This window comes from Azospirillum sp. TSH64 (assembly GCF_003116035.1).
Classification (GTDB): Bacteria; Pseudomonadota; Alphaproteobacteria; order Azospirillales; family Azospirillaceae; genus Azospirillum.
This window is the reverse complement of sequence record NZ_LGQW01000015.1, coordinates 2,345,265-2,368,119: the sequence shown is the minus strand read 5'-3', so window position 1 is coordinate 2,368,119 and position 22,855 is coordinate 2,345,265. Positions and strand designations below refer to the sequence as shown.

The 22,855-nt window shown below is 68.1% G+C and carries 17 protein-coding genes; 8 read left to right on the top strand and 9 right to left on the bottom strand.

Annotation, left to right across the window (positions count from 1 at the left end):
- From TSH64_RS12240 to TSH64_RS12225, 4 genes are all read right to left on the bottom strand, one after another.
- Complete coding sequence (locus TSH64_RS12240; RefSeq protein WP_109445335.1) at nucleotides 1-798, bottom strand: galactosyltransferase-related protein; 798 nt, start codon at nucleotides 796-798, stop codon at nucleotides 1-3.
- Nucleotides 795-3,443 carry a tetratricopeptide repeat protein gene (locus TSH64_RS12235; RefSeq protein ID WP_109445334.1) on the bottom strand — a complete coding sequence of 883 codons (2,649 nt, stop codon included), beginning with the start codon at nucleotides 3,441-3,443 and terminating at the stop codon, nucleotides 795-797. The genes TSH64_RS12240 and TSH64_RS12235 overlap by 4 nt, the downstream gene beginning before the upstream one ends.
- A 67-nt stretch (nucleotides 3,444-3,510) precedes the next feature.
- Nucleotides 3,511-4,233 carry a hypothetical protein gene (locus TSH64_RS12230; RefSeq protein WP_109445333.1) on the bottom strand — a complete coding sequence of 241 codons (723 nt, stop codon included), beginning with the start codon at nucleotides 4,231-4,233 and terminating at the stop codon, nucleotides 3,511-3,513.
- Nucleotides 4,234-4,252: 19 nt separating this feature from the next.
- A complete protein-coding gene (locus tag TSH64_RS12225; RefSeq protein ID WP_109445332.1) occupies nucleotides 4,253-5,230 on the bottom strand; it encodes a glycosyltransferase family 10 in 978 nt (325 codons plus the stop codon).
- A 376-nt stretch (nucleotides 5,231-5,606) separates the two neighbouring features.
- Here TSH64_RS12225 and ileS point away from each other — a divergent pair, with 376 nt between their 5' ends.
- The 5 genes from ileS (at nucleotide 5,607) to TSH64_RS12195 (ending at nucleotide 12,754) form a co-directional block, all read left to right on the top strand.
- Nucleotides 5,607-8,450, top strand: a complete 2,844-nt coding sequence (gene ileS / locus TSH64_RS12220; RefSeq protein WP_109445331.1) for an isoleucine--tRNA ligase — start codon at nucleotides 5,607-5,609, stop codon at nucleotides 8,448-8,450.
- A gap of 208 nt (nucleotides 8,451-8,658) precedes the next feature.
- The gene (lspA, locus tag TSH64_RS12210; RefSeq protein ID WP_109452580.1) at nucleotides 8,659-9,162 is read left to right on the top strand and encodes a signal peptidase II; all 504 of its coding nucleotides are present in this window, start codon (nucleotides 8,659-8,661) and stop codon (nucleotides 9,160-9,162) included.
- A gap of 107 nt (nucleotides 9,163-9,269) precedes the next feature.
- The gene (locus TSH64_RS12205; RefSeq protein ID WP_109445330.1) at nucleotides 9,270-9,860 is read left to right on the top strand and encodes a DUF3035 domain-containing protein; all 591 of its coding nucleotides are present in this window, start codon (nucleotides 9,270-9,272) and stop codon (nucleotides 9,858-9,860) included.
- 114 nt (nucleotides 9,861-9,974) lie between these two features.
- Nucleotides 9,975-11,372, top strand: coding sequence for a pitrilysin family protein (locus TSH64_RS12200; protein WP_109445329.1), 1,398 nt, complete (start codon nucleotides 9,975-9,977; stop codon nucleotides 11,370-11,372).
- Between the two features lie 2 nt (nucleotides 11,373-11,374).
- Entirely contained in the window at nucleotides 11,375-12,754 is a 1,380-nt protein-coding gene (locus TSH64_RS12195; RefSeq protein WP_348770322.1) for a pitrilysin family protein, read from the top strand.
- 57 nt (nucleotides 12,755-12,811) lie between these two features.
- Here TSH64_RS12195 and TSH64_RS35840 read toward each other — a convergent pair whose 3' ends face one another.
- Nucleotides 12,812-12,979, bottom strand: a complete 168-nt coding sequence (locus TSH64_RS35840) for a hypothetical protein (RefSeq protein WP_199237545.1) — start codon at nucleotides 12,977-12,979, stop codon at nucleotides 12,812-12,814.
- A gap of 206 nt (nucleotides 12,980-13,185) precedes the next feature.
- On the opposite strand from TSH64_RS35840, the gene pgi reads away from it, so the two are divergent.
- From pgi to TSH64_RS12180, 3 genes are all read left to right on the top strand, one after another.
- The gene (gene pgi, locus TSH64_RS12190; protein ID WP_109445328.1) at nucleotides 13,186-14,838 is read left to right on the top strand and encodes a glucose-6-phosphate isomerase; all 1,653 of its coding nucleotides are present in this window, start codon (nucleotides 13,186-13,188) and stop codon (nucleotides 14,836-14,838) included.
- 151 nt (nucleotides 14,839-14,989) lie between these two features.
- Nucleotides 14,990-15,241 (top strand): hypothetical protein, encoded by a 252-nt coding sequence (locus tag TSH64_RS12185; RefSeq protein WP_109445327.1) that lies wholly within the window; start codon nucleotides 14,990-14,992, stop codon nucleotides 15,239-15,241.
- Between the two features lie 140 nt (nucleotides 15,242-15,381).
- Nucleotides 15,382-16,227: a hypothetical protein gene (locus tag TSH64_RS12180; protein ID WP_146208022.1), complete on the top strand. Its 846-nt coding sequence runs from the start codon at nucleotides 15,382-15,384 to the stop codon at nucleotides 16,225-16,227.
- Nucleotides 16,228-16,286: 59 nt separating this feature from the next.
- Here the strand turns inward: TSH64_RS12180 and TSH64_RS12175 are convergent, their stop codons facing one another.
- From TSH64_RS12175 to TSH64_RS12160, 4 genes are all read right to left on the bottom strand, one after another.
- On the bottom strand, nucleotides 16,287-17,177 hold the full coding sequence (locus TSH64_RS12175) for a LysR family transcriptional regulator (protein WP_109445325.1): 891 nt from the start codon (nucleotides 17,175-17,177) through the stop codon (nucleotides 16,287-16,289).
- A gap of 105 nt (nucleotides 17,178-17,282) precedes the next feature.
- The gene (locus TSH64_RS12170) at nucleotides 17,283-18,467 is read right to left on the bottom strand and encodes an acetate/propionate family kinase (protein WP_109445324.1); all 1,185 of its coding nucleotides are present in this window, start codon (nucleotides 18,465-18,467) and stop codon (nucleotides 17,283-17,285) included.
- 14 nt (nucleotides 18,468-18,481) lie between these two features.
- A complete protein-coding gene (locus TSH64_RS12165; RefSeq protein ID WP_109452576.1) occupies nucleotides 18,482-19,870 on the bottom strand; it encodes a bifunctional enoyl-CoA hydratase/phosphate acetyltransferase in 1,389 nt (462 codons plus the stop codon).
- 556 nt (nucleotides 19,871-20,426) lie between these two features.
- On the bottom strand, nucleotides 20,427-22,667 hold the full coding sequence (locus TSH64_RS12160) for an ATP-binding protein (RefSeq protein WP_247872902.1): 2,241 nt from the start codon (nucleotides 22,665-22,667) through the stop codon (nucleotides 20,427-20,429).
- Nucleotides 22,668-22,855 lie beyond the last annotated feature (188 nt).

The window sequence follows — 22,855 nt, the reverse complement described above, 5'->3', positions numbered from 1 at the left end:
TCAGGCCTGGATGCCGTCCGCCGCCGCCTGTTCCGGCGTCGGGGCATGGGCGAAGCGAACCCGGACGATCTCCCAACGGTCCTGCGCACCTTCGACACACCCATCGCAAGACCTGCGATCCAGCACCTCGAAGGACAGCGAGGACAAACCGTCGCCGGCCGGGATCTTGCCGGAAGACCAAAGCCCCTGAAAAACGCGGCGGTTCACCAGGGAAATGGGGGATGGCGCCGCCTCCGGTGTGAAGCCGTCATTGGCATGGTCGAGCGGCTGGAAACGCCCCTTGCGCCGGCCGGTTGGGATGCGGCGCGCCCGGATGCGCAGCGAAAAGTCGAAATCCTCGTATCCCCAGCCCCAAAAGAGGTTGGAATAGCCGTCGATCTGCCGCATCGCCGCGTTCGGCATCAACAGCGCGCCGCCCATCGTGCTTTCGAGGTTCGTCGTCACCGTGCGGTCCGAGCGTCCCGGCGCCACCGGGCGCAGCTCCGCCCCGTACCATAGGATCGGTGTGGGACAGTCGGCCCAGGAATAATCGGCATCGACCGGCAGATAATCGACGTCGTGCAGGCAGACATAGTCGCTCTGCCCTTCGCCCAGCAGGAAGCCGGCATTCTTCAGCGCCCCACGGTTGAAGGGAAGCCCGGCCTCCTGCTCCACGACGGTGACGCGATAATCGATCGGCTGCGCCAGACGGTCGAAATAAGCGCTCACCCAGGGAACGAACTGGCGGAGATGGTCTGCGCGATCCCGGTAGGGGACGACGATGTGCAGCCGCGCTCCTGTGCTCTCGCCGGTGGTCATGCGCTCTCCCCTCTTCCCTCTATGGCGGATGCCGGACCGCCGGCGTCCTCAGCCGTGACGGTGATCGGGCGCGGCGCACCGCCGGCCCGGTGAATGTCCCACATCGCCCGGTAGGCCGCCTCCAGATGCCGAGTGAAGCGCGGCGTGTCGAACAGCGGGCAGACCGGCCGGTTGAGTGCCAGCCGCTGCCGCAGGTCGCGGAGCCGTCCGGGCGACCGGGCGAGCGCCACCGCCTCCGCCTCATAGGCCTCCTGCCCGTCGACGATCAGTTCGGGCAATCCGGCCGCCCGCAGCAGGCTGGCCGCCACGCGCCCGGCGAAGGTCGTCCCGCGCCGGGTCAGCACCGGCAGGCCCGCCCACAGAGCGTCGCTGGCCGTCGTGTGGGCGTTGTAGGGAAGCGTGTCGAGGAACAGGTCGGCCAGCCGGTGCCGCGCCAGATGCTCCGCGTGCGGCAGGGGTTGGGCGAAGACGAGCCGATGGGGATCGAGACCGCGGGCCTTGCCCTCGCGGCGCAGGTTGACCGCCACCTGGGGATCGCCGGCATAGAGCCACAGCACGCCGCCCGGCACCGCCGCCAGGATGCGCGCCCAGCCGTCGAACAAAGCGGGCGTCAGCTTGTAGGCGCTGTTGAAGCAGCAGAAGACGAAACCCTCCTCGGGCAAGCCGCAGTCCCGGCGCGTCGGCGTGGCCTCGGCGATGGCGCGCCGGCGGTCGTTGGGCTGATAGCAATCCGGCAGCCGCACCACCCGCTCGCTGAAGAAGCCGTCCTCGCCCGGCGCGATCACCGTGGGATCGGCGACGATGTAGTCGACGTAGCCCGCCCCCAGCGTTCCGGGATAGCCCAGCCAATTGACCTGCACCGGGGCGGGACGGGCCGCCAGGATCGAGGTGCGCGAGAAGGAGGTGAAGCCGGTCAGATCGACCAGGATGTCGATGCCGTCCGTCGCGATTGTCCGCGCCGCATCGGCGTCGGTGTGGCGGCGCAGGTCGACGAAGCGCTCGATCCCGCGTTGGAACCGCTGGCGCAGCGCGCTGCCGTCGTCGAGGCCGGTCGAATAGGCGGTGACGGCGAAGCGGGACCGGTCATGGCTTTCCAGCGCATCGACCATCAGGTGGCCCATGGCATGCTCACGGAAATCCGACGACAGATAGCCGATCCGCAACCGCCCATCGCCTGCGGCCGCCATCGCCACCGTCGTCGCCGCCGGCCGGATCACGGTCCCGGCGCCGCGGGCCTTCGCCACCGCCCAGCGGGCCGCGGCGGACTGCTGGTCGGCAAGGGTCGAGGCGCAGGACAGGACGTCGAAAGGCGACACCCCCTCCGCCCCGGCACGCACCTGCCGCAGAAGCTCGGCCTCAAGCCCGTCCAGATCGCGCCAGTCGCACAGAAGCCTCTGCTGATGCACGAGCTGGCCGAGGGCAGCGGCATGGCCGGGAACCAACCGGAGGACCCGCCGGCAGGCATCCGCCGACTGCATGCTCCAGCCGGCCATCGCGGCGGCCATCGCCAGATCGGCCAGGGCATCCGGCTCGCCGGGGGCCAGCGCCACCGCCTTGCGCAGAACGGCGACCGCGGCATCGGGTCTGACGGCCTCCGCCAGCACACTGCCCAGCCGCCGCCAGGCCTCGCCGTTCGCCGGCTGCCTGGCCAGCAGGGCCCGCAGGACCGCAAGCGCCCCGTCCGCCTCGCGCAGTCCCGACAGGGCCTGGGCCAGATTGATCTCGGCCACCGGAAAGTCCGGTTGCAGCGCCAGCGCCGCACGGTATTCGGCCACCGCGTCGTGCCAGCGTCCGAGTTCCTGCAAGGCGCTGGCGACATTGTTGCGCGCCGCCGGGTTCGACGGCTCCAGCCGGGCCGCGGCCGAGGTGGCGCGCCATGCCTCCTCCAGGCGCCGCGCGGCACCGGCGGCATTGCCCAGGGCCAGCCAGTTGCGGGCGCTCCCCGGATCGAGCGCGACCGCAAGACGGCCGGCGGCAAGCGCCTCCGCCGGGCGCCCGCCGGCCTCGAGCAGGCCGCTCAGGTTGTGCCAGCAGTCGGCATCCTGCGGCGCAAGGCCGAGCGCCTTGCGGAAGGCGGCTTCCGCCTCGGCTCCCTGTCCGATGGCATGCAGGGCCACGCCCAGCTTGGACCAGGACGCCGCATCGGCGGGATCGATCCGCGCCGCCTCGCGATGAGCGGCGGCGGCCTCCGCGAAGCGGCCGAGGTCCTGAAGCGCGACGCCGAGGTTGTTGTGGACTTCTCCCAGATGGGAAAAGCTCGCCAGCACCTCGCGGTAATGGGGCTCGGCATCCTGCGGGCGCCCCTGCCGGTGCAGGGCCATCGCCAGACCGTAATGGGCATCGGCCGATGCCGGGGCGACCCGCAGAGCGGCGGCATAGACCGTCGCCGCCGCATCCCAGCGGGCCATGCCGGCCATGGCCGCTCCGAAATCGAGATAAACCTCCAGGTCCTTGGCGATGGCCAGTGACTTCTGGAACAGGCTCACCGCGTCGCGCGGGTTGCCCAGCCGCAACTCCACCGCCCCCAGCCGGTGCAGAACCGCCGGGTTCTGCGGCTCGGTCCGCAGGGCGTCGAGATAGCCGGCCCTGGCCTCCTCCAGCCTGCCGGCGTTTTCCGCCGCCACGGCACGGGCAAAACTGGTCATGCGCTTCTGCCGATCGCCGCTGGCGGTTGACGGGAATGGACCGGGCTTCTGTCTGCCACAACCGGCCCTAGTCGCGCCAGCGCGTGTGTTCCATGATACGGGGAATCCCGGCCGGACGGCTCCCGTCCCCCCATTGCGAGATGTCGGGAATGGTTGTCACGCGATGGCGGCGGCCGAGCAGGCTGAGGATGCTCTGGTCGTGGCGGTGGTCGCGGAACTCCGGATAGTTCGGCAGGCCGCATTCGTTGGGCGCGTCGGTGATCAGCCGGGCATCCTGGCAAAGCCGCAGCCATTGCGCGACGAAATCCATGGTTTCAGGCCCGCGTTCGCACAGGATGAAACTGCCCATGATCTGCGGCGCCTCGACGACATCGGGCCGGTCCAGCCCCATGAAGTGGAAACAGTCGCGCTTGGTCCAGGCACCGTTGCGGTGGTCATCGCCCAGCGTGAACAGCAGGATCGGCAGATCGCGCCGCTGCCGGCAAATCTCGATCAGCGGATCGACGCTGTGGACGAAATGGGCGCCGCTGTCGCTGTAGAACAGGATGTCGCCGTCCTTCAGATCCTCGCGCAGCAAGCGGTCGATGAAGTAGGGCTTCCACAGCCAATAGCCGGCCCCGCGCGGCTGGTCCAGCACATGCCGGTTCCGCGAGGCGAAAGCGGCATCGATGCGCTGGCGCCCCATCATCGCGACGCCGTCGAAACCGCCGGTCTCCAGGCCGGTCCTGCCATTGTATTTCTGCGCCGTCGTGAAGGCCCCGTCGGCATAATTCAACAGCACCCGTCTCATCGGTCCACCTCACCCACAGTCAAAGACGGCTTTCGATCCATTCGGCCAGACGGTAGGCATCGAAGTGGAAATCCTCCGTGCCGAGGAAAGGCGGCGTGCTGCGGTAGCGGCGGTAGGCGCCGTAATCGTCGTCGATGGCCAGGATGGCCTCGATGGCCTCCTCGTCGGAGGAGTATCGCGACACGTCGATGAAGCTGCCGGCCGCGACATCGCGCAGGACGCCGGGATCGCCCCAATAGAGCGGCACCGCTCCGGCCTGGAAAGCGTCCAGGATCTTCTCGGTCAGATAGCCGGGATGGCTTGCGTTCTCGAAGGCGAAGGCGAAGCGGTAGCGGGAGAACACCCGGATCTTCGGAAGCCACCCCATCTTCACCACGCTGCCGGTGTTGTTCAGCAGCCAGCCCACCGAGTCGACATGGCGCCGGGCGCCGAGCATGTGGAAGAAGTCGTTGCGGCGGGCGCAGTTGGGGTTCTTGTAGAGGAAGGCGCAGAATTTCCGCTCCGCGGCGTCCTCCCGCGTCGGCGGCACGGGCGGCAGCACGGGCTGGCAGAAATACGGCGCCGCCCCTTCGCGCAGATGGTCGTAGGCATGCACGACGTAAAGCGGCAGGCGGAAATGCCGGGGATCGTCGATGCGGTCGAACGACACCGACATGTCGATGCCGTCGAGCGGCGGCCGCACATTCTCCCCGGTGAAGAACATCGACCGGGCCGTCCGTATCTCCCGGGGACCGGTGCCGAACACCGAGACGATGGCGAGGTCGCTGTCGTTCTCGACCACGGACACCTGGAAGCGGGCGGACAGGATTTCGACGAAGAAGTTCGCCGATGGATCGAACTCGGGCCAGAAATCGAAGAAGGCGACCTTCAGGTTCGGCTTGGCACCCCGTCGTCCGCCGTCCGGCCCCTGCAGAAGGAAGCGGTCCAGAACCGCCGGATCCCTGTTGCGGGTGTCGAGGAACTCCGACAGGAAGACGCCGGTCCGCTGGTCGATCATGCCGAAGACGCTCCCGCGCGTTCTTGAGTGCCGCGAGCGGCCCGCGCCGCGGACAAGCTCGGCGGACACACCGTAATTTTGCCGCCGCCGGGTTGCCAGCGGTAATTTCGGAAGGCGCTGCCGAGGGGACTTCCGCCCGGCGAAGCCGGTTCGCGGTTGCACACGGCGCATGTGAGCGGTCCTTGACCGCACGGCCCGCGCCGCTAATATCCGGCGCCATGGACGTCTCCTTGCGGATCCCGATGATGATGCGCGCTCCTGCGCATCGCGCGCGAATTACCGGCCCGGCTCTCTGAGGAGGGCCGGGATAGAGACCTGCTGTGTTCCGGGTGGCCTCATCGCCGCCCGACGGTGATGCTTTCCCCAGGGATCCGATATGACCCGCGATTACAAATCGACCGTCTTCCTGCCCCGCACCGACTTCCCCATGCGCGGCGGCCTGCCGACCAAGGAGCCCGAGCTGCTGAAGCGCTGGGCCGAGATGGACCTGTTCGGCAAGCTGCGCGCCGGTGCCAAGGGCCGCAAGAAGTTCGTGCTGCATGATGGCCCGCCCTATGCCAACGGCAACATCCACATCGGCCACGCCGTCAACAAGATCCTGAAGGACGTCATCGTCCGCTTCCGCCAGATGCAGGGCTTCGACGCCGACTATGTCCCCGGGTGGGACTGCCACGGCCTGCCCATCGAGTGGAAGATCGAGGAGAAGTACCGCAAGGCCGGCAAGAACAAGGATGACGTGCCGCTCATCCAGTTCCGCGCCGAATGCCGCCAGTTCGCCGAGGAATGGGTCGGCATCCAGGCCGCCGAGTTCCGCCGCCTGGGCGTGGAGGGCGACTGGAAGCAGCCCTACGCCACCATGACCTTCCCGGCCGAGGCGCAGATCGTCCGCGAGATCCACAAGTTCGCGGTGAACGGCGGCCTGTACAAGGGCTTCAAGCCGGTGATGTGGTCGGTGGTCGAGAAGACCGCGCTGGCCGATGCCGAGGTCGAATACCACGACCACACCTCAACCACCGTCTTCGCCCGCTTCCCCGTCTGGGGATCGTCGGCGCCGGAGGTGGACGAGGCCAGCATCGTCATCTGGACGACCACCCCCTGGACCCTGCCGGGCAACCGCGCCATCGCCTATGGCGACGAGATCGAATACGCGACCTTCAAGGTCACGGCGGTCGCCGAGGGGTCCAAGGCAGTGGTCGGCGAGCGCCTCGTGCTCGCCACCGCGCTTGCCGAAAGCGTGCTGAAGGAGACCGGCATCACCGAGTGGAAGCAACTGCACCGCTTCCCCGGCTCGCGGCTCGCCGGTACCTATTGCCGCCACCCGCTGAACGGCAAGGGCTACGATTTCAAGGTGCCGCTGCTGGCCGGCGACTTCGTGACGACCGACGCCGGTTCGGGCTTCGTCCACATCGCCCCCGGCCATGGCGAGGACGACTTCCGCCTGGGCCAGGCCAACGGCATCGAGGTGCCGCAGACGGTGGGCGAGGACGGGCGCTACTACGCCCATGTGCCGCTGTTCGCCGGGCTGGCCGTCTACACCGACCAGGGCAAGACCGGCCCGGCCAACAAGGCGGTGCTGGAGGCGTTCGAGGAAGCCGGGTCGCTGCTGGCCAGCAACCGCATCAAGCACAGCTATCCGCACAGCTGGCGCTCCAAGGCGCCGCTGATCTTCCGCACCACGCCGCAATGGTTCATCTCGATGGAGACGAACGACCTGCGCAAGGTGGCGCTGCAGGCGATCTCCGACACCCGCTGGGTCCCGTCGCAGGGCGAGAACCGCATCCGCTCGATGATCGAGAGCCGGCCTGACTGGTGCATCAGCCGCCAGCGCGCCTGGGGCGTGCCGATCGCGCTGTTCGTCCGCAAGTCGACCGGCGAGATCCTGCGCGACGAGGCGGTGTTCGCCCGCATCGCCGACATCTTCCAGCAGGAGGGCGCCGACGCCTGGTTCGCCCGCGACCCGCAGGACTTCCTCGGCAACAGCTATTCCGCCGACGAGTTCGAGCAGGTCCGGGACATCGTCGACGTCTGGTTCGAGTCGGGATCCTCGCACGCCTTCGTGCTGGAACAGCGGCTGGAGGAGCTGGCCTGGCCGGCCGACCTCTATCTGGAGGGCTCCGACCAGCATCGCGGCTGGTTCCACTCCTCGCTGCTGGAAAGCTGCGGCACCCGCGGCCGGGCGCCCTACAACGCGGTGCTGACCCACGGCTTCGTGCTCGACGAGCAGGGCCGCAAGATGTCCAAGTCGCTGGGCAACGTGGTGGCCCCGCAGGAGGTCTGCGACCAGTATGGCGCCGACATCCTGCGCCTGTGGATCATCAACTCCGACTATTCGGAGGATCTCCGCATCGGCAAGGAGATCATCAAGACCCAGGCAGACCTCTACCGCCGCCTGCGCAACACGCTGCGCTACCTGCTGGGCGCGCTGGCCGACTACAGCCCGGCCGAGCGGATCGACGCCGCCGAGATGCCCGAGCTGGAGCGCTGGGTCCTGCACCGCCTGTCGGAGCTGGACACGCTGGTCCGCGAGAAGGTCGAGGCCTACGACTTCCACGCCCTGTTCGTCGCCCTGCACAACTTCTGTGCGGTGGAGCTGTCGGCCTTCTATTTCGACGTCCGCAAGGACAGCCTCTATTGCGATCCGGTCGATTCGGTGCGCCGCCGGTCGGTGCGGACGGTGATGGAGCATCTGTTCTCCAACCTGACCGCCTGGCTCGCGCCCATCCTCTGCTTCACCGCGGAAGAGGCGTGGCTGGCCCGGCCGGCCGGCTTGACGGAGGGATCGGGCTGGACCGACGAGAGCGTTCATCTGCGCGGCTTCCCGGAGGTGCCGGCGGAATGGCGCAACGACGATCTGGCCGCCAAGTGGGAGGCGGTGCGCACCGTCCGCCGCGTCGTCACCGGCGCCCTGGAGCTTGAGCGCGCCAACAAGACCATCGGCTCGTCCCTCCAGGCCGATCCGACCGTCTTCGTCGATGCCGCGACCAAGGCCCTGCTGGCCGATGTCGATTTCCAGGACGTCTGCATCACCTCGGCCATCGAGGTGACGGACGCCGCGGCGCCGGAGGGGGCCTTCACCCTGGCCGACGTCCCCGGCATCGCCGTCGCCCCGGCTCTGGCCGAAGGCGAAAAGTGCGAACGCTGCTGGAAGGTGCTGGAGGAGGTCGGCACGGTCCACGACCATCCGACGCTCTGCATCCGCTGCTCCGACGCGGTGGCATGAGGAACGTCGTCACAATCGCGGCTCTATCCCCTCTCCCCCCCGCTCTCGCGCAAACTTCGTTTGCGCTGACGCGACAGGCGGACCTCCGGTCCGCCGAAAGCGGGGAGAGGGTTAGGGTGAGGGGGGTCCGCCTGCCGGACGCTCCTCGCCGCGCCTCCCCCTCCCCCCGACTCTCTCCCCGGAGGGGAGAGGAAGGATGTATGGCCGCATGAACGCCTTCGTCGCCAACCAATCCCGGTCCTACTGGCTGTTCGGGCTGATCGTCGCCGTCCTGGTGGTGGTCCTCGACCAGGGCAGCAAGTGGTGGATCCTCGAGCAGGTCATGCAGCCGGTGCCGCATGTCATCGAGGTGACCCCCTTCTTCAACCTCGTGCTGGTGTGGAACTACGGCGTCAGCTTCGGCACCTTCGCCAGCGGCGGGGCGCTGATGCCCTACATCCTGAGCGCCATCGCGGCGGTGATCGCCGTCTGCCTGGTCTTCTGGCTGCGGCAGGCGGAACGTCGCCTGATCGCCCTGGCGCTGGGCTTCATCATCGGCGGGGCGGTCGGCAACGTGGCCGACCGGATGCTGCACGGGGCGGTGGTCGATTTCCTCGATTTCCATGTCGGCGGCTGGCATTTCTGGGCCTTCAACGTCGCCGACAGCGGAATCAGCGTCGGCGTCGTGCTGCTGCTGATCGACGGACTGTTCGCGGGCCGCGAAAAGTCGTAAGAGTTCCGTCGCCGGTGGCGCTATAACCACCGGCGAGCGCTGACCCAAGCGGCCTCGACCTTCGGGCCGGGTCGCTACGACGTGACAGACGACGGGATCCTCCGAACGTGACCAGCATCTCCTCCGCCCTCTCCTTCCCCCGGACTCGGCTCCCGCTCATCGGGCTGGCGCTTGCGGCGTTGACGCTCGCCGGCTGCTCGGATGTGCGCCGGTCCATCGGTCTCGACCGCCAGAGCCCCGACGAATTCTCCGTCGTTTCCCGCGCTCCGCTGACCCTGCCGCCCAGCATGCAGGACCTGCCGAAGCCGCGTCCGGGTGCTGCCCGTCCGCAGGACAGCACCCCGACCCAGATGGCCGCCGGCGCCGTGTTCGGCGGCTCCTCGCGCGGCGCCAAGGCTGCGGCCGGCGCGACGGCGGGCGAGAAGTCGCTGGTCGCCCAGGCTTCGGCCCGCGACGGCATCGACCCGAACATCCGCGCCAAGGTCGATCAGGAAACCACCCAGCTGATCGTCGCCGACAAGAGCTGGATCGATTCGCTCCTGTTCTGGCAGACCCAGCAGCAGCCCTTCTCCGTCGTCGACCCGGGCAAGGAGCAGCAGCGCCTGCGTGAGGCCCAGGCCCAGGGCAAGGCGCTGGACGGCGCCGCCACCCCGACGATCGAGCGCAAGCGCAAGGCGCCGCTGGAAGGCCTGTTCTAAGCCCGGCCCGTTCCTCCGGTCTTGTCCAAGACGCGACATCACACCAGTTTCCGGGGGCGTCCTTCCCAGCGAAGGGCGCCCTTTCGATTCGGTCCTCCTGATCCGGGAGCCCTCATGCCCGCCTGCATTCCAGCCCGCCGCCTCGCCGCGGCAGGTCTCCTCGCCCTGACGATGACCGTCGCGGCCCCACTGGCGCCGAGTCCGCTCGGGCTCCAGCCCGCCCATGCGGCGGAAAAAGGGGTGTTCTTCCCCGAGAGCTTCACCCTGTCCAACGGCATGCAGGTGGTGGTGATCCCGAACCACCGCGTGCCGGTCGTGACCCATATGGTCTGGTACAAGGTGGGCGCCGCCGACGAGGAGCGCGGCCAGTCCGGCATCGCCCATTTCCTCGAACATTTGATGTTCAAGGGGACCGATGCGATCCAGCCCGGCGAGTTCAGCCGGATCGTCGCCAAGAATGGCGGGCGCGACAACGCCTTCACCAGCTACGACTACACCGCCTATTACCAGAACGTCGCCCGCGACCGGCTGGAGATGGTGATGCGGATGGAGTCGGACCGCATGGCCAACCTGAAGCTGACCGACGCGGTGGTCTATCCCGAACGCAACGTCATCATCGAAGAGCGGCGCCAGCGCATCGAGAACGAGCCGGCCGACCGCATCGGCGAGCAGATCAACGCCACCCTCTTCGTCCACCACCCCTACGGCACCCCGGTGATCGGCTGGCCGCAGGAGATGTCGGCGCTGACGCGGGAGATGGCGGAGCGCTTCTACAAGACGTGGTACACGCCCAACAACGCCATCCTGGTGGTGTCCGGCGACGTCACCGCGGCGGAGCTGAAGCCGCTGGCCGAGCGCTATTACGGCGCCATCGCCGCCCGGCCGGTGCCGGAGCGCAAGCGGGTCACCGAGCCGCCGCTGACCTCCTCCCGCCAGGTGGTCCTGCGTGACGACGAGGTGCGGCAGCCCTCGGTCCGCCGCATCTGGACCGCACCGTCCTACCGCCTCGACCAGACCGGCCAGGCCTATGCCTTGCAGGTGCTGGCCGAGATCATGAGCGGCGGCACCACCTCGCGCCTCTACCGCAGCCTGGTGGTGGATCAGAAGGTGGCGACCTCGGCCTGGCTCGGCTACGGGCCGACCGCCTGGGACATGGCGACGCTCAGCGTCGGCGCCAGCCCGGCCGCCGGCGTGCCGATGGACAAGCTCGAATCGGCCCTGTGGTCCGAGGTCGACAAGCTGCTGAAATCCGGCGTGACGGAGGAGGAGGTCGCCACCGCGCGCAAGCGCATGCTGGCCTCGGCGGCCTATGCCCGCGACAGCCTGACCGGGCCGGCCCAGACGCTGGGTGCGGCGCTCGCCACCGGCCAGAGCATCGACGACGTGGAAAGCTGGCCGGTGCGCATCGACGCCGTCACCGCCGATCAGGTCAACGCCGCCGCCCGCGCCGTGCTGAGCCAGACCAACCACGTCACCGGCCTGCTGCTGCCCCCGACCGGAAAGGACAGTTGAGGATGAGCGTGTTTCACGATGTTTCATCCGCCCGCGGACTTCCCTCCGTCCGCCTGGCGGTCGTGGCGTTCTTCCTGACGGCCACCGCCCTTCTCTCCCCCGCCCAGGCCATGGACATCAAGCGGGTGGTCAGCCCCGGCGGGATCGAGGCTTGGCTGGTCGAGGACCATAAGGTGCCGGTCGTGGCGCTGGAATGGGTCTTCGACGGGGCCGGCGGCTCCGACCCCAAGGGCAAGGACGGGCTGGCGTATCTCGCCTCCGCCATGCTGGACGAAGGCGCCGGTCCCTACGACTCGCAGACCTTCCAGGCGCGTCTACAGGACAAGGCCATCGCACTCGGCTTCGAGTCCGGGCGCGATGGCTTCAGCGGGTCCATGCGCACCCTGGCCGACAACCGCGACGAGGCGCTGGAACTGACCCGGCTTGCCCTGACCGAGCCGCATTTCGCGCCCGAGGCGCTCGACCGCATGCGCGCCTCCGTGATGGCCAGCCTGAAGCGCGACCTCGCCGATCCCAATTACGTCGCGCGGCGGCAGTTCTACGCCACCGCCTTCCCCGACCACCCCTATGGCGGCGAGACTCGCGGCAGCCTGGACAGCCTGCCGGCCATCACGCCCGACGACCTGCGCGCCTTCGTGAAGAGCCAGTTCGGCCGCGACCGGCTGGTGGTGGCGGCGACCGGCGACATCTCGCCGGAGGACCTCGGCAAGGCGCTGGACACGGTGTTCGGCGGGCTGCCGGCCAAGACCGAGGCGAAGCCGATCCCCGACGTGACGATGTCCGGGCTGGGCCAGACCATCCTGCTGCCGCGTCCGACGGCGCAGACAGTGATGCTGATGGGTCAGCCCGGGGTGAAGCGCGACGATCCCGACTGGTACGCCGCCACGGTGATGAACTATGTGCTGGGCGGCGGCGGCTTCGGTTCGCGCCTGATGGAAGAGGTGCGCGAGAAGCGCGGGCTCAGCTATGGCGTCTACAGCTACCTGATCCCGATGGACCACACCGCGCTGGTGATGGCCGGCGGTTCCACCGTCAACGCCAAGGCGGGTCAGGCGCTGGACATCATCCGCCAGGAATGGGCGCGCATGGCCAAGGACGGCCTGACCGACCAGGAGATGGCCGACGCCAAGACCTACCTGACCGGCTCCTTCCCGCTGCAGCTCGGCTCGACCCAGGCCATCGCCCGCATCCTGTTGCAGGTGAAGCGCGACAATCTCGGCATCGACTACCTGAACCAGCGCGACCGCTACATCAACGCGGTGTCGCAGGCCGACATCAAGCGCGTCGCCCAACGCCTGCTCGACCCGGCCAAGCTGCTGACCGTGCTGGTCGGCAAGCCGGAGGGCGTGACGCCGACGCGGACCATCGAAGGCGGGAGCTGAGCGATCTCCGAGTGACCTGGGGGCGTCGGCTGACGACGCCCCCAGCTTCCCCTCCCCTCACGCCAAATCCGGCTGGCTCCCCGGAAAACGCGGATCGCTCGGATCGACCGGGCTGCCCGGCACCTTGCCGGGAATGATCCCGACCTGATCGGGCCGCGCGGCATCGTCGCGGTCGCGCTGTTCCTCACGCTCTTCCAAAGGCGGGGCAACGGGCTTGTCCGACATGCTGTCCTCCTGTTGAAACGTCCCTGATCGACAACACCCGACCGCCCCGCCGGGTTGCACCCCTGGCCGCCCCGCATAGGCCGATAAGCAGCGCCGACCGCCGCGTTTTGGCCCGTGGCCGTGGCTGGCGGTCGGTGTTAGGCTCCGCACGCCCCGCAAGATGGGCCGCGTCAAAGGACCGCTGACGTCAAGGAGTCCAAAGCATCATGACCGCGCTGACCCGTTCTCCCGCCTGGGCGGCTCTCGCCCACCACCGCCAGGACATGGCCGGCACGCACATGCGTGACCTGTTCGCCGCCGATCCCGGCCGGTTCAAAGCCTTCTCCATGGAAGCCGCGGGGCTGTTCCTCGACTATTCGAAGAACCGCATCACCCAGGACACGGTCCGCCTGCTGCTCGACCTCGCCCGCCAGCAGGATGTCGAGGGCGCGCGTGCCCGCATGTTCGGCGGTGAGCCGATCAACCTGACGGAAAGGCGCGCGGTCCTGCACACCGCCCTGCGCAACCGCTCCGACCGCGCCGTAACCGTCGATGGCCGCGACGTGATGCCGGGCGTGCGCGCGGTGCTGGAGCGGATGGACGCCTTCGCCAATTCGGTGCGCGACGGCGAGTGGCGCGGCTACACCGGCCAGCCGATCACCGATGTGGTGAACATCGGCATCGGCGGCTCCGACCTCGGTCCCGTCATGGCGACGGAGGCGCTGAAGCCCTTCGCCCACGCCCATGTGGCGCTGCATTACGTCTCCAACGTCGACGGCACCCATCTGGCCGAACAGCTGAAATGGCTGGACCCGGAGACGACGCTGTTCGTCATCGCGTCCAAGACCTTCACGACGCAGGAGACGCTGACCAACGCCCATTCCGCCCGCCGCTGGTTCCTGGAGACCGCGCAGGACGAGGCGCATGTCGCCAAGCACTTCGTCGCCGTCTCCACCAACGAGGCGGAGGTGCGCAAGTTCGGCATCGACCCGGCCAACATGTTCGGCTTCTGGGACTGGGTCGGCGGCCGCTATTCGCTGTGGTCGGCCATCGGCCTGCCGATCATGATCGCCATCGGCCCGGAGCGCTTCGCCGAGATGCTGGCCGGCGCCCATGCGATGGACGAGCATTTCCAGACCGCGCCGCTCGAGCGCAACATGCCGGTGCTGCTTGCCCTGCTGGGCGTCTGGTACCGCAATTTCTGGGACGCCTCGTCCTACGCGGTGCTGCCCTACGACCAGTATCTGCACCGCTTCCCCGCCTATCTCCAGCAGCTGGACATGGAGAGCAACGGCAAGTCGGTGACCCGCGGCGGTGAGCCGGTGGACTACCAGACCGGCCCGGTGCTGTTCGGCGAGCCCGGCACCAACGGCCAGCACGCCTTCTACCAGCTGATCCACCAGGGCACCTCGCTGATCCCCTGCGACTTCGTGGCGGCGGCGACCAGCCACAACCCGATCGGGGCCGAAGCCGGCGCCCATCACCGCATCCTGCTGTCCAACGTCTTCGCCCAGGCCGAGGCGCTGATGCGCGGCAAGACCGCCGACGAGGTGCGGGCGGAGATGACCAAGGCCGGCAAGCCGGCGGCCGAGGTGGAGGCACTGGTCCCCCACCGCGTCTTCCCCGGCAACCGCCCGTCCAACACCATCCTGATGCAGGACCTAGCCCCAGCGACGCTGGGCGCCCTGATCGCGCTGTACGAGCACAAGGTCTTCGTCCAGGGCATCGTCTGGGACATCAACAGCTTCGACCAGTGGGGCGTGGAATTGGGCAAGCAGCTAGCCAACACCATCCTGCCGGAGATGGAAGCCGGTCCGGCCGAGGGAGCGCATGACAACTCCACCACCGGCCTGATGGCGTGGTGGCGGGCGCACCAGTAAGGGCGAGTTCGCGTCACGCCCAATAATTGTATGTATACGAACGCTATCGGGCGGAGCAGACTCCTTCCGATAGCGTTCGGAACATTGCGGCCTCATTCCGGTTGAAGAGGGAAACGGTCTATGCACCATCCAACTTCAGCGGAGCAGCCACATGTCCACCCGTTTACGCCTCGCCATCCTGATCTACGGCATGATCCAGGGTGTAGTCTTCGGCATCGGCACCGTCCTGGTCCTGGGCATCCCCAGCTTTTCCGAACAGGCGATGACGCTGATGCCGACCGTAGTGATCCTCAGCGTCATCCTTGCCGCTCCCATCGCCTGGTTCATGGCGCCTCGGCTGCGGCTGCGTTTCTGGCAACAGCGGGAGCGGCAGCAGGCTCCGCGCCGCGTCACCCTATCCTGACCGCTCAGACTGCCGCTTCTTCCGCGATCATGGCAAATAGCCCATCGTGGAAGAGGCGCGCATCCTTGAGTCTGCGCAAACATCTTGCCGCCCCACCTTCCCGCGCATATCATCGCGATAATGCACGGGGAGGCTGCGGGATGACAAAGATCGTTGGGTCGCAGGTTCTGCTCGAGACGACCACTGGCATGGTCAAATCCACCGGAGCATCTGCACGTCCTTCTTCCCTCACCGTCTCCCAAGATCCATCGCGCCCGCCCCCTACGGTTATTGTGGATCTGTCCGATGCCGCGCGCCGGACAATGGGGCGTGACCAGCCGGCCGCCCTGTCAGCCGAACGCGAGCAAAAAATCAGACGCACCGCCGCCGCGATTCCGGCAATGACGGAGTGGGCCAATGCGACAAGCGACTATATGGGAAAGGCCGCTGACGCATTCCGCACCGCCTTCGGCCTATCCGACAGCATCTCGATCAGTTCCGGCCGGGCCGGGGCGGCCATGATGGACGCCGTCGCCGCAAGCCGCGGAATCGTCAAGCCCAAACCCCCACCCGCACTGGCGGAGGCCGGTGAAGGCGAGGTGGGTGCGACCGCAGAGGACCGCGAGGCTGACACAGGCTTCATCGGGTTGAGCATCACCGACCGGCAGGATTCCCGATTCGGCCACAAGCTGGATATGGCGTTCAATCGCGCCGCCGGGATTGCATCGGACTCCATGACGCTGGTGTGGGTGGATGATCGGCAAGGTGCAGGCGAACTGGCCCGCAAGGTTGGTGCTGGACGGCTGGCCAAGATGCTGCCAAACGACAGCGGAGAGGATGCCAGCATATTCGCGGTTACCGATGGCGCCACAGGGCCGAATGCAAAAGTTGCCGCCATGATCCGTTCCGTCGGTATGGACGATTTGGCAACGTCGGCGCTTGCAATCATCAAGGCAGTCGGCCGCTACCTACCCGGTTTGACCGGTGGCGGCACCGGCAGCCGGTAAGACGGGCAACCGGCAAGCAACGATAGCGGGAGCTCTCCTTCGCGCTTTCCCTTGCACTCTCAAGCTGCAGTCTCCTCAGCGACCATGGCGAACAGCCAGTCGCGGAAGGCGCGCATGGTCGGCGTCTCCGGCCGTGACTTCAGCGAGGTCAACCAATAGGCGCCCTTGCCGACGGTGACGGCGAAGGGCTGCTCGATCAGCCCCACGGCGAGCGGCCGGCGGAACATCGCCACCGGGGCCAATGCCACGCCGGCCCCCTGGATCGCTGCCTCCACCATCAGGGAGGAGGAGTCGAAGACCGGCCCCTTGACCGGCGGCGTCGCCGCGGGCTCCATCCCGGCGGCGGCGAACCAGCCCGGCCACTCGTCCGACCGGTAGGAACGCAGCAGGGTCTCGCGCCCGACATCGGCGGGCTCGCGCAGCCGCCGGGCGATCTCCGGCGCGCACAACACCGACAGCGGCGCGTCGAACAGGGGAACGGCCTCGGTGCCGTGCCACGCGCCGTCACCGAAGCGGATGGCGTAGTCCAGCCCCTCCGCCGCGATATCGACGCGGTTGTTGTTGGTGGACAGGCGTAAATCGACGAAGGGATGCGCCTCGCGAAAGCGCGTCAGCCGCGGCAGCAGCCAGCCGACGGCGAAGGTGCCGACGGCGCCGACCGTCAGGACCTCAAGGAACCGGCCGCCCTCGAACTGGTCGAGCAGCCCGCCGATACGGTCGAACGCGTCCTCCAGCGTCGGCAACAGCACCCTCCCCTCGTCGGTCAGGGCGAGGCCGCGCGGCAGGCGATGGAACAGGCTGGCGCCCAGCCGCTCCTCCAGCAGCTTGACCTGATGGCTGACGGCGGCCTGGGTCACGCACAGCTCGATGGCCGCGCGGGTGAAGCTGAGATGCCGCGCCGACGCCTCGAAGGCACGCAGGGCGTTCAGCGGCAGATAGGGGCGGACCAAAATTTCCCCCGGACGATGCGTGATGCCGGAGGGGGTGCTAGCACCGAATGGGGACTGGCTCCAGGGGGATGTGGGGGGCGCCGGCCGACGCTCCCCACAAATCGCTCACCGCCCCGTCAGCACCTTGCGGGTGTGCAGAGCGATCATCCGTTCCTCGTCGGTCGGGATGACATAGACCGGCAGGCGGCTGCCGGGGGCCGAGATCTTCGTCGCGTTCGCCTCGTTGGCCGCGGCATCGATGTCCACCCCCATCCAGGCCAGCTTGTCGCCGACCCGCGCCCGCACCGGGGCGGAGCGCTCGCCGATGCCGGCGGTGAACACCAGCGCGTCCACACCACCCATCGAGGCGGACAGCGCGCCGGTCTCCTTGGCGATGCGGAAGCAGAACAGCTCGACCGCCTCCTGCGCATGCGGGTCGCTGCTGTCCAGCAGGGCACGCATGTCGTTGGAGATGCCGGACACGCCGAGCAGGCCGGACTTGTTGTACAGCATCTTCTCGATGGCGCCGGCGTCCATGCCCTTGCGCATCAGGTAGATCAGCACGCCGGGGTCGATGGTGCCGCAGCGGGTGCCCATCGGCAGGCCGTCCAGCGCGGTGAAGCCCATGGTGCTGTCGACGCTGCGCCCGCCATGGATGGCGCACATGCTGGCGCCGCTGCCGAGATGGGCGACGACCACCCGCGAATCACCCAACTCCGGCGCAATCTCCGGCAGGCGGCGGGCGATATACTCGTAGGACAGGCCGTGGAAGCCGTAGCGCCGCACGCCCTCCTCGGTCAGTTCCCGCGGAATGGCGAAGGTCTGGGCCTGCCAGGGCTGGTTGCGGTGGAAGGCGGTGTCGAAGCAGGCGACCTGCGGCAGCTCCGGGTGTGCCTCGGCCAACGCGCGGATGGCGGCGAGGTTGTGCGGCTGGTGCAGCGGGGCGAGCGGGACCAGACCGTCCAACTCGTCCAGCACGGCGGGGGTCAGCAGCACCGGGGCGGCATGGCGGACGCCGCCATGCACCACCCGGTGGCCGGCGGCGATCAGCGTCGCCCCCTCCAGCCGCTCCTCGATCCAGTCGAGCAGGTAGGACAGCAGAGCGGTGCGGTCGCCGGCCTCGCCGGCACCCCAGCTCTTTTCCGCGAGAGGGCGGCGTTGGGCGTCCTTGGCCTCGAACACCGGCTGGGTGCCGATGCCCGAGATCTGGCCGTTGATGGTGACCACCGGATCCCCGCCGCCATGATCCCGGAAGACCGAGAATTTCAGGCTGGAGGAGCCGGCATTGATGACGAGGATCGCGTTGGACATTGCCCTTGACCTCCTTACTCGGCCGCGGCGGCGGCACCGCGGCGGCGCGCGGCGGCCGACAGGACGGCCACGGCACAGGACGCCAGACGGGTGCGCACATTGTCGGCGCGGCTGGTCAGGATGATCGGCACGCGGGCACCGAGCACGATGCCGGCGGCGTCGGCATGGGCCAGGAAGGACAGCTGCTTGGCCAGCATGTTGCCGGCCTCCAGGTCGGGAACCAGCAGGATGTCGGCCTGACCGGCCACCTCGGACTTGATGCCCTTGGTGATCGCCGCCTCGCGGCTGATGGCGTTGTCGAAGGCCAGCGGGCCGTCGAGGATGCCGCCGGTGATCTGGCCGCGGTCGGCCATCTTGCAGAGTGCCGCCGCCTCCAGCGTCGAGGGGATCTTGGTGTTGATGGTCTCCACCGCCGACAGGATGGCGACGCGCGGCACCTCGACCCCCAGCACCTTGGCGAGGTCGATGGCGTTCTGCACGATGCTGACCTTGTCCTCCAGCGTCGGGTAGATGTTGATCGCCGCATCGGTGATCAGCAGCGGCCGCGGGTAGGTCGGGACGTTCATCACGAAGACGTGGCTGAGGCGGCGGCCGGTGCGCAGGCCGGTCTCCTTCCTCACCACCTCGCCCATCAGCTCGTCGGTGTGCAGGCTGCCCTTCATCACCGCCTCGCACTCGCCGGTGCGGGCAAGCCGCACGCCGGTCTCGGCGGAGGCATGGCTGTGGGCGACGTCGACGATGCGGTAGCGCGAGATGTCGAGGCCACAGGCGTCGGCGACCGACCGGATCTTCGATTCCGGACCGACCAGCACCGGGTCGATCAGGTTCGCTTCGGCAGCCTCGACGGCGCCGCGCAGCGAGCTTTCGTCGCAGGGATGGACGACGGCGGTCGGCACCGGTGGCAGCGACTCGCACTTCTTCAGCATCAGCTCGTGGCCGTCATGGCGGATCACCTGCACCTGCGGCAGTTCCGCCTGGGCGCGGCACACCTTCTCGGTCGGGGCGATCACCTCGGCCACGCCGGTCGCAACCGTCCGGCCGTCCTGGTTGATGCACAGGCAGTCGAACACCACCGTCTTGCGCGTCGCGTCCTTCGACTTGGCGGTGACGGTCACGGTGACGATGTCGCCCAGCAGGACCGGACGTTCAAAGCGCAAATCCTGGCCGACATAGACGGTGCCGGGGCCGGGCAGCAGGGTGCCGAGGACAGCGGAGATCAACGAGCCCGACCACATGCCATGGCCGACCACCTTGTGGTCGACGGCGTAATCCTCGTCCACATGGGACGGGTTGAGGTCGCCGGACACCGTCGCGAACAGCTCGATGTCGGACATGGTCAGACGGCGCGACAGGCTCGCCTGCTGGCCGATGCGGATTTCCTCGAACGTGACGTTTTCGATCATGGGGCTGCCGTTCTTGCCGGTCGGAACGATGCCGCTGCGACCCGCCGGGGCGGCGGAGGGGGCGGCGATGGCGGTGTCCATACTAGAATGCTCCTGAAAAGGATCGCGGCGCCCGACCAACGGACCCCGCCGGAATGGCGAAGATCCGAATGCCGGTGACCGGACCAGATGCCCGTTAACCGGGGCATCCGTCGCGGCGGCAGGCCGTATCCTCCCAAGTCCGGTTCCCGTCGCCGCCGGCGCCCTTGCCGGGCAGGCCATGGCGACCGGCCGAACTCCGTCTTGTTGGGTTCCTTAGAAACGGAACCTTCGCTTTCCAAGCTTTTCCAAAGGACTGTGCTTGTGCGCAAGCAATAGCCCCTATGGCGAAGGCGCCCAATGACCTACATCAATAAAGTTGCCAAGCCATTGTTGCAGTTGGGTTACTGGGATCGTTTCGGCTCAGTGAGCAGACGCAGCATAACCGAAACTTGCGCAGACCATGACGGGAAAAGCGGACCGGCCTGCGGAACTGCCCCCATTGCGCGCTGCGGAATGCTGGCAGACGGCGGACCGCTCAGTCGGCGGCGGCGCAGCAGGAGCATTGCTGTGCCACGACCGGAATGCTGACGGCGAACATGGTGCCGTGCCCCACCCGCGACCGCACGGTGACGGGATGGTCCAGCATCTCGGCCATGCGGCGGACGATCGACAGTCCCAGGCCGAGCCCGCGTCCGCTGTCGCGCTGGTCGGTGCCGCAGCGGTAGAAATCCTCGAAGATCGCGGCCATTTCCGCCTCGGCGATCCCGGGACCGGTGTCCCACACCTCGATGGACAGGCGCATCCCGCCATCGGCGGTGGACCGGCGCCGGCAGCCCAGCAGGATCCGCCCTTCGGTGGTGTAGCGCAGGGCGTTGACCAGCAGGTTGCGCACCATCCGCTCCAGCAGGATCGGATCGCTCTTCACGCGGAGGGAACAGGGGACCATCCGCAGCAGAAGCCCGCGGTCGATGGCTTGATCGCCGATCTCCACCGCCAGACGGCTCAGAATGTCCTGCACGTCAAATTCGACGACCCGCGGCTTGACGTTGCCGACCTCCAGCGCGGAGGTGTCGAGCAGGGTGGACAGCAGCGTGTTGCCGGCGGTCAGCGCCTCTCCCAGCTTGTTCGCCACCTCCACCTGATGGGGATCGTCCAGCTTTGACATCAGGATGTGGTGGAACAGGCTCATCGCCTGGAAGGGTTGGCGCAGGTCGTGGCTGGCGGCGGCCAGAAAGCGGCTCTTGGCCTGGTTGGCCCGCTCCGCCTCGGCATGGGCGCGCGCCAGCGCCTCGCGGATGTCGGCCGATTCCGTCACGTCGATGGCGGCGCAGATGACGCCGGCCACCGCACCCGTCTCGTCCCGCATCGGCTCGACCGACAGGTCGAGCACCCGTCGGAAGCCGAAACAGGTCAGCTCCAGTTCGCACCGCGTCCCGACGCCGCTGTCCATCACCGCCCGTTTGAGTTCGACCGTCCGTGCCGCTTCCTCCGCCGGAAACAGGTCGCCGTCTGTCCGGCCGATCATGCGCTCCGGATGCAGGTCCATCCGCGGACAGTAGATCCAGAGGTGCCGCAGATCCCGGTCCTGGCTGAACAGCGTCACCTTGGAATAGCGCAGAGCCATCCGGAACCGCTCCTCGCTCTCGCGCAGGGCACGAGCCATGGCGGCGCGGGCGCGTGCCTCCGTCTGGAGCAGGCGCCGGGTCCTCCCCTCGCGCAGGACATAGGCAGTGCTGCCGGCAGTCAGCAGAAGGCCGCCGATCAGCATCGTCCAGGCCAGCCGGTCTTCCACGCTGAACAGCCGCGCCGGACTCGGAACCACATAGAGCCGCCACACCCGGCCGCCATAGGCGATGTCGCGGACGATGGCGTACGGCGCCGCCGGGCCGGTCAGCTGCTCCACGGTGAGGGCATCGACCGGTGGATGCGGCAGTTCACCGGGACGGCCGATCGCCCCTTCGGCGGCCAGCAGCCGCGGTGTTCCGGAGGTCGTCTGGCCCGGCGGCTCCAGCAGATAGGCATCGCCGACGGTCAGCCCGACCCGGCGAACCGAATCGCGCAGCAGTTGCCCGACATCGAAGCTGGTCCACAGGAAGCCGGTCAGCGCATCGCAGACGAGGCGTCCACCGGCATAGGGACGGCCGTCGTCGGGATCGACCTCGCGGGAATAGACCGGCAGATAGATCAGCACGGACTTCCTGCCCTGCTCCGACCTCAGCGGCTCGCCGCCGGCCGCGACGATGCGGTTGGCGGTGCAGGAGCGGGCCAGCACGTCGCGCTGGCCGGGCAGGGTGGCCATGTCCAATCCGACCAGCCCGGCGGCGGACCGCGGTTCGGCCAGCACAGTGACGAACCGGGCGGCGACAAGCTGCCCGGCGGAAGAATCGCTGGCGCCGCCGTCGGACTCCGCGCTTCCCCCGCCACCGGCGGTGCGGACGGCGAAGGAACTGTGGCCCGCCGCGCGCATCGCACGCTCCAACAACGGGACGTCCCGTTCGGCGATCCGGCGCGCCCAGGCGACGGCATGCAAATTGGGGTAGAGCGGCAGCAGCGGCTCGACGGCCGATGCGAAGCTCACCTCCGTGACTGGAGCCGGGCCGGCCATCGGACCGCTGAGCGCGCGCAAAAGCACACTCTGGTCCTCGAAATCAGACTTCAACTGGTCATGGAGCTGGATGGCCTGGCGGTCCGCCAGAGCAAGCTCAGCTCCGCGGGTGGCACTCCTGATCATCAGGAAGGCCGAAAAGGACAGGAGCATCCCTGCGATAATGATCACCACCAGTTTCCCGGCCCGTCCCCCCTCCCGATAACGCCGGTTCATCCGAACGCCCTCCACCCAACCCGTTCGAACAGCGAGTGCCCGAACCGATCATAGCGAAGGCAAGACATAAAATGGTATGCGAAACTTGAAGCTCAAACGAAAGGAGGATAGCGGCCTAACCATTGGTGGATAAAAGAACTGTT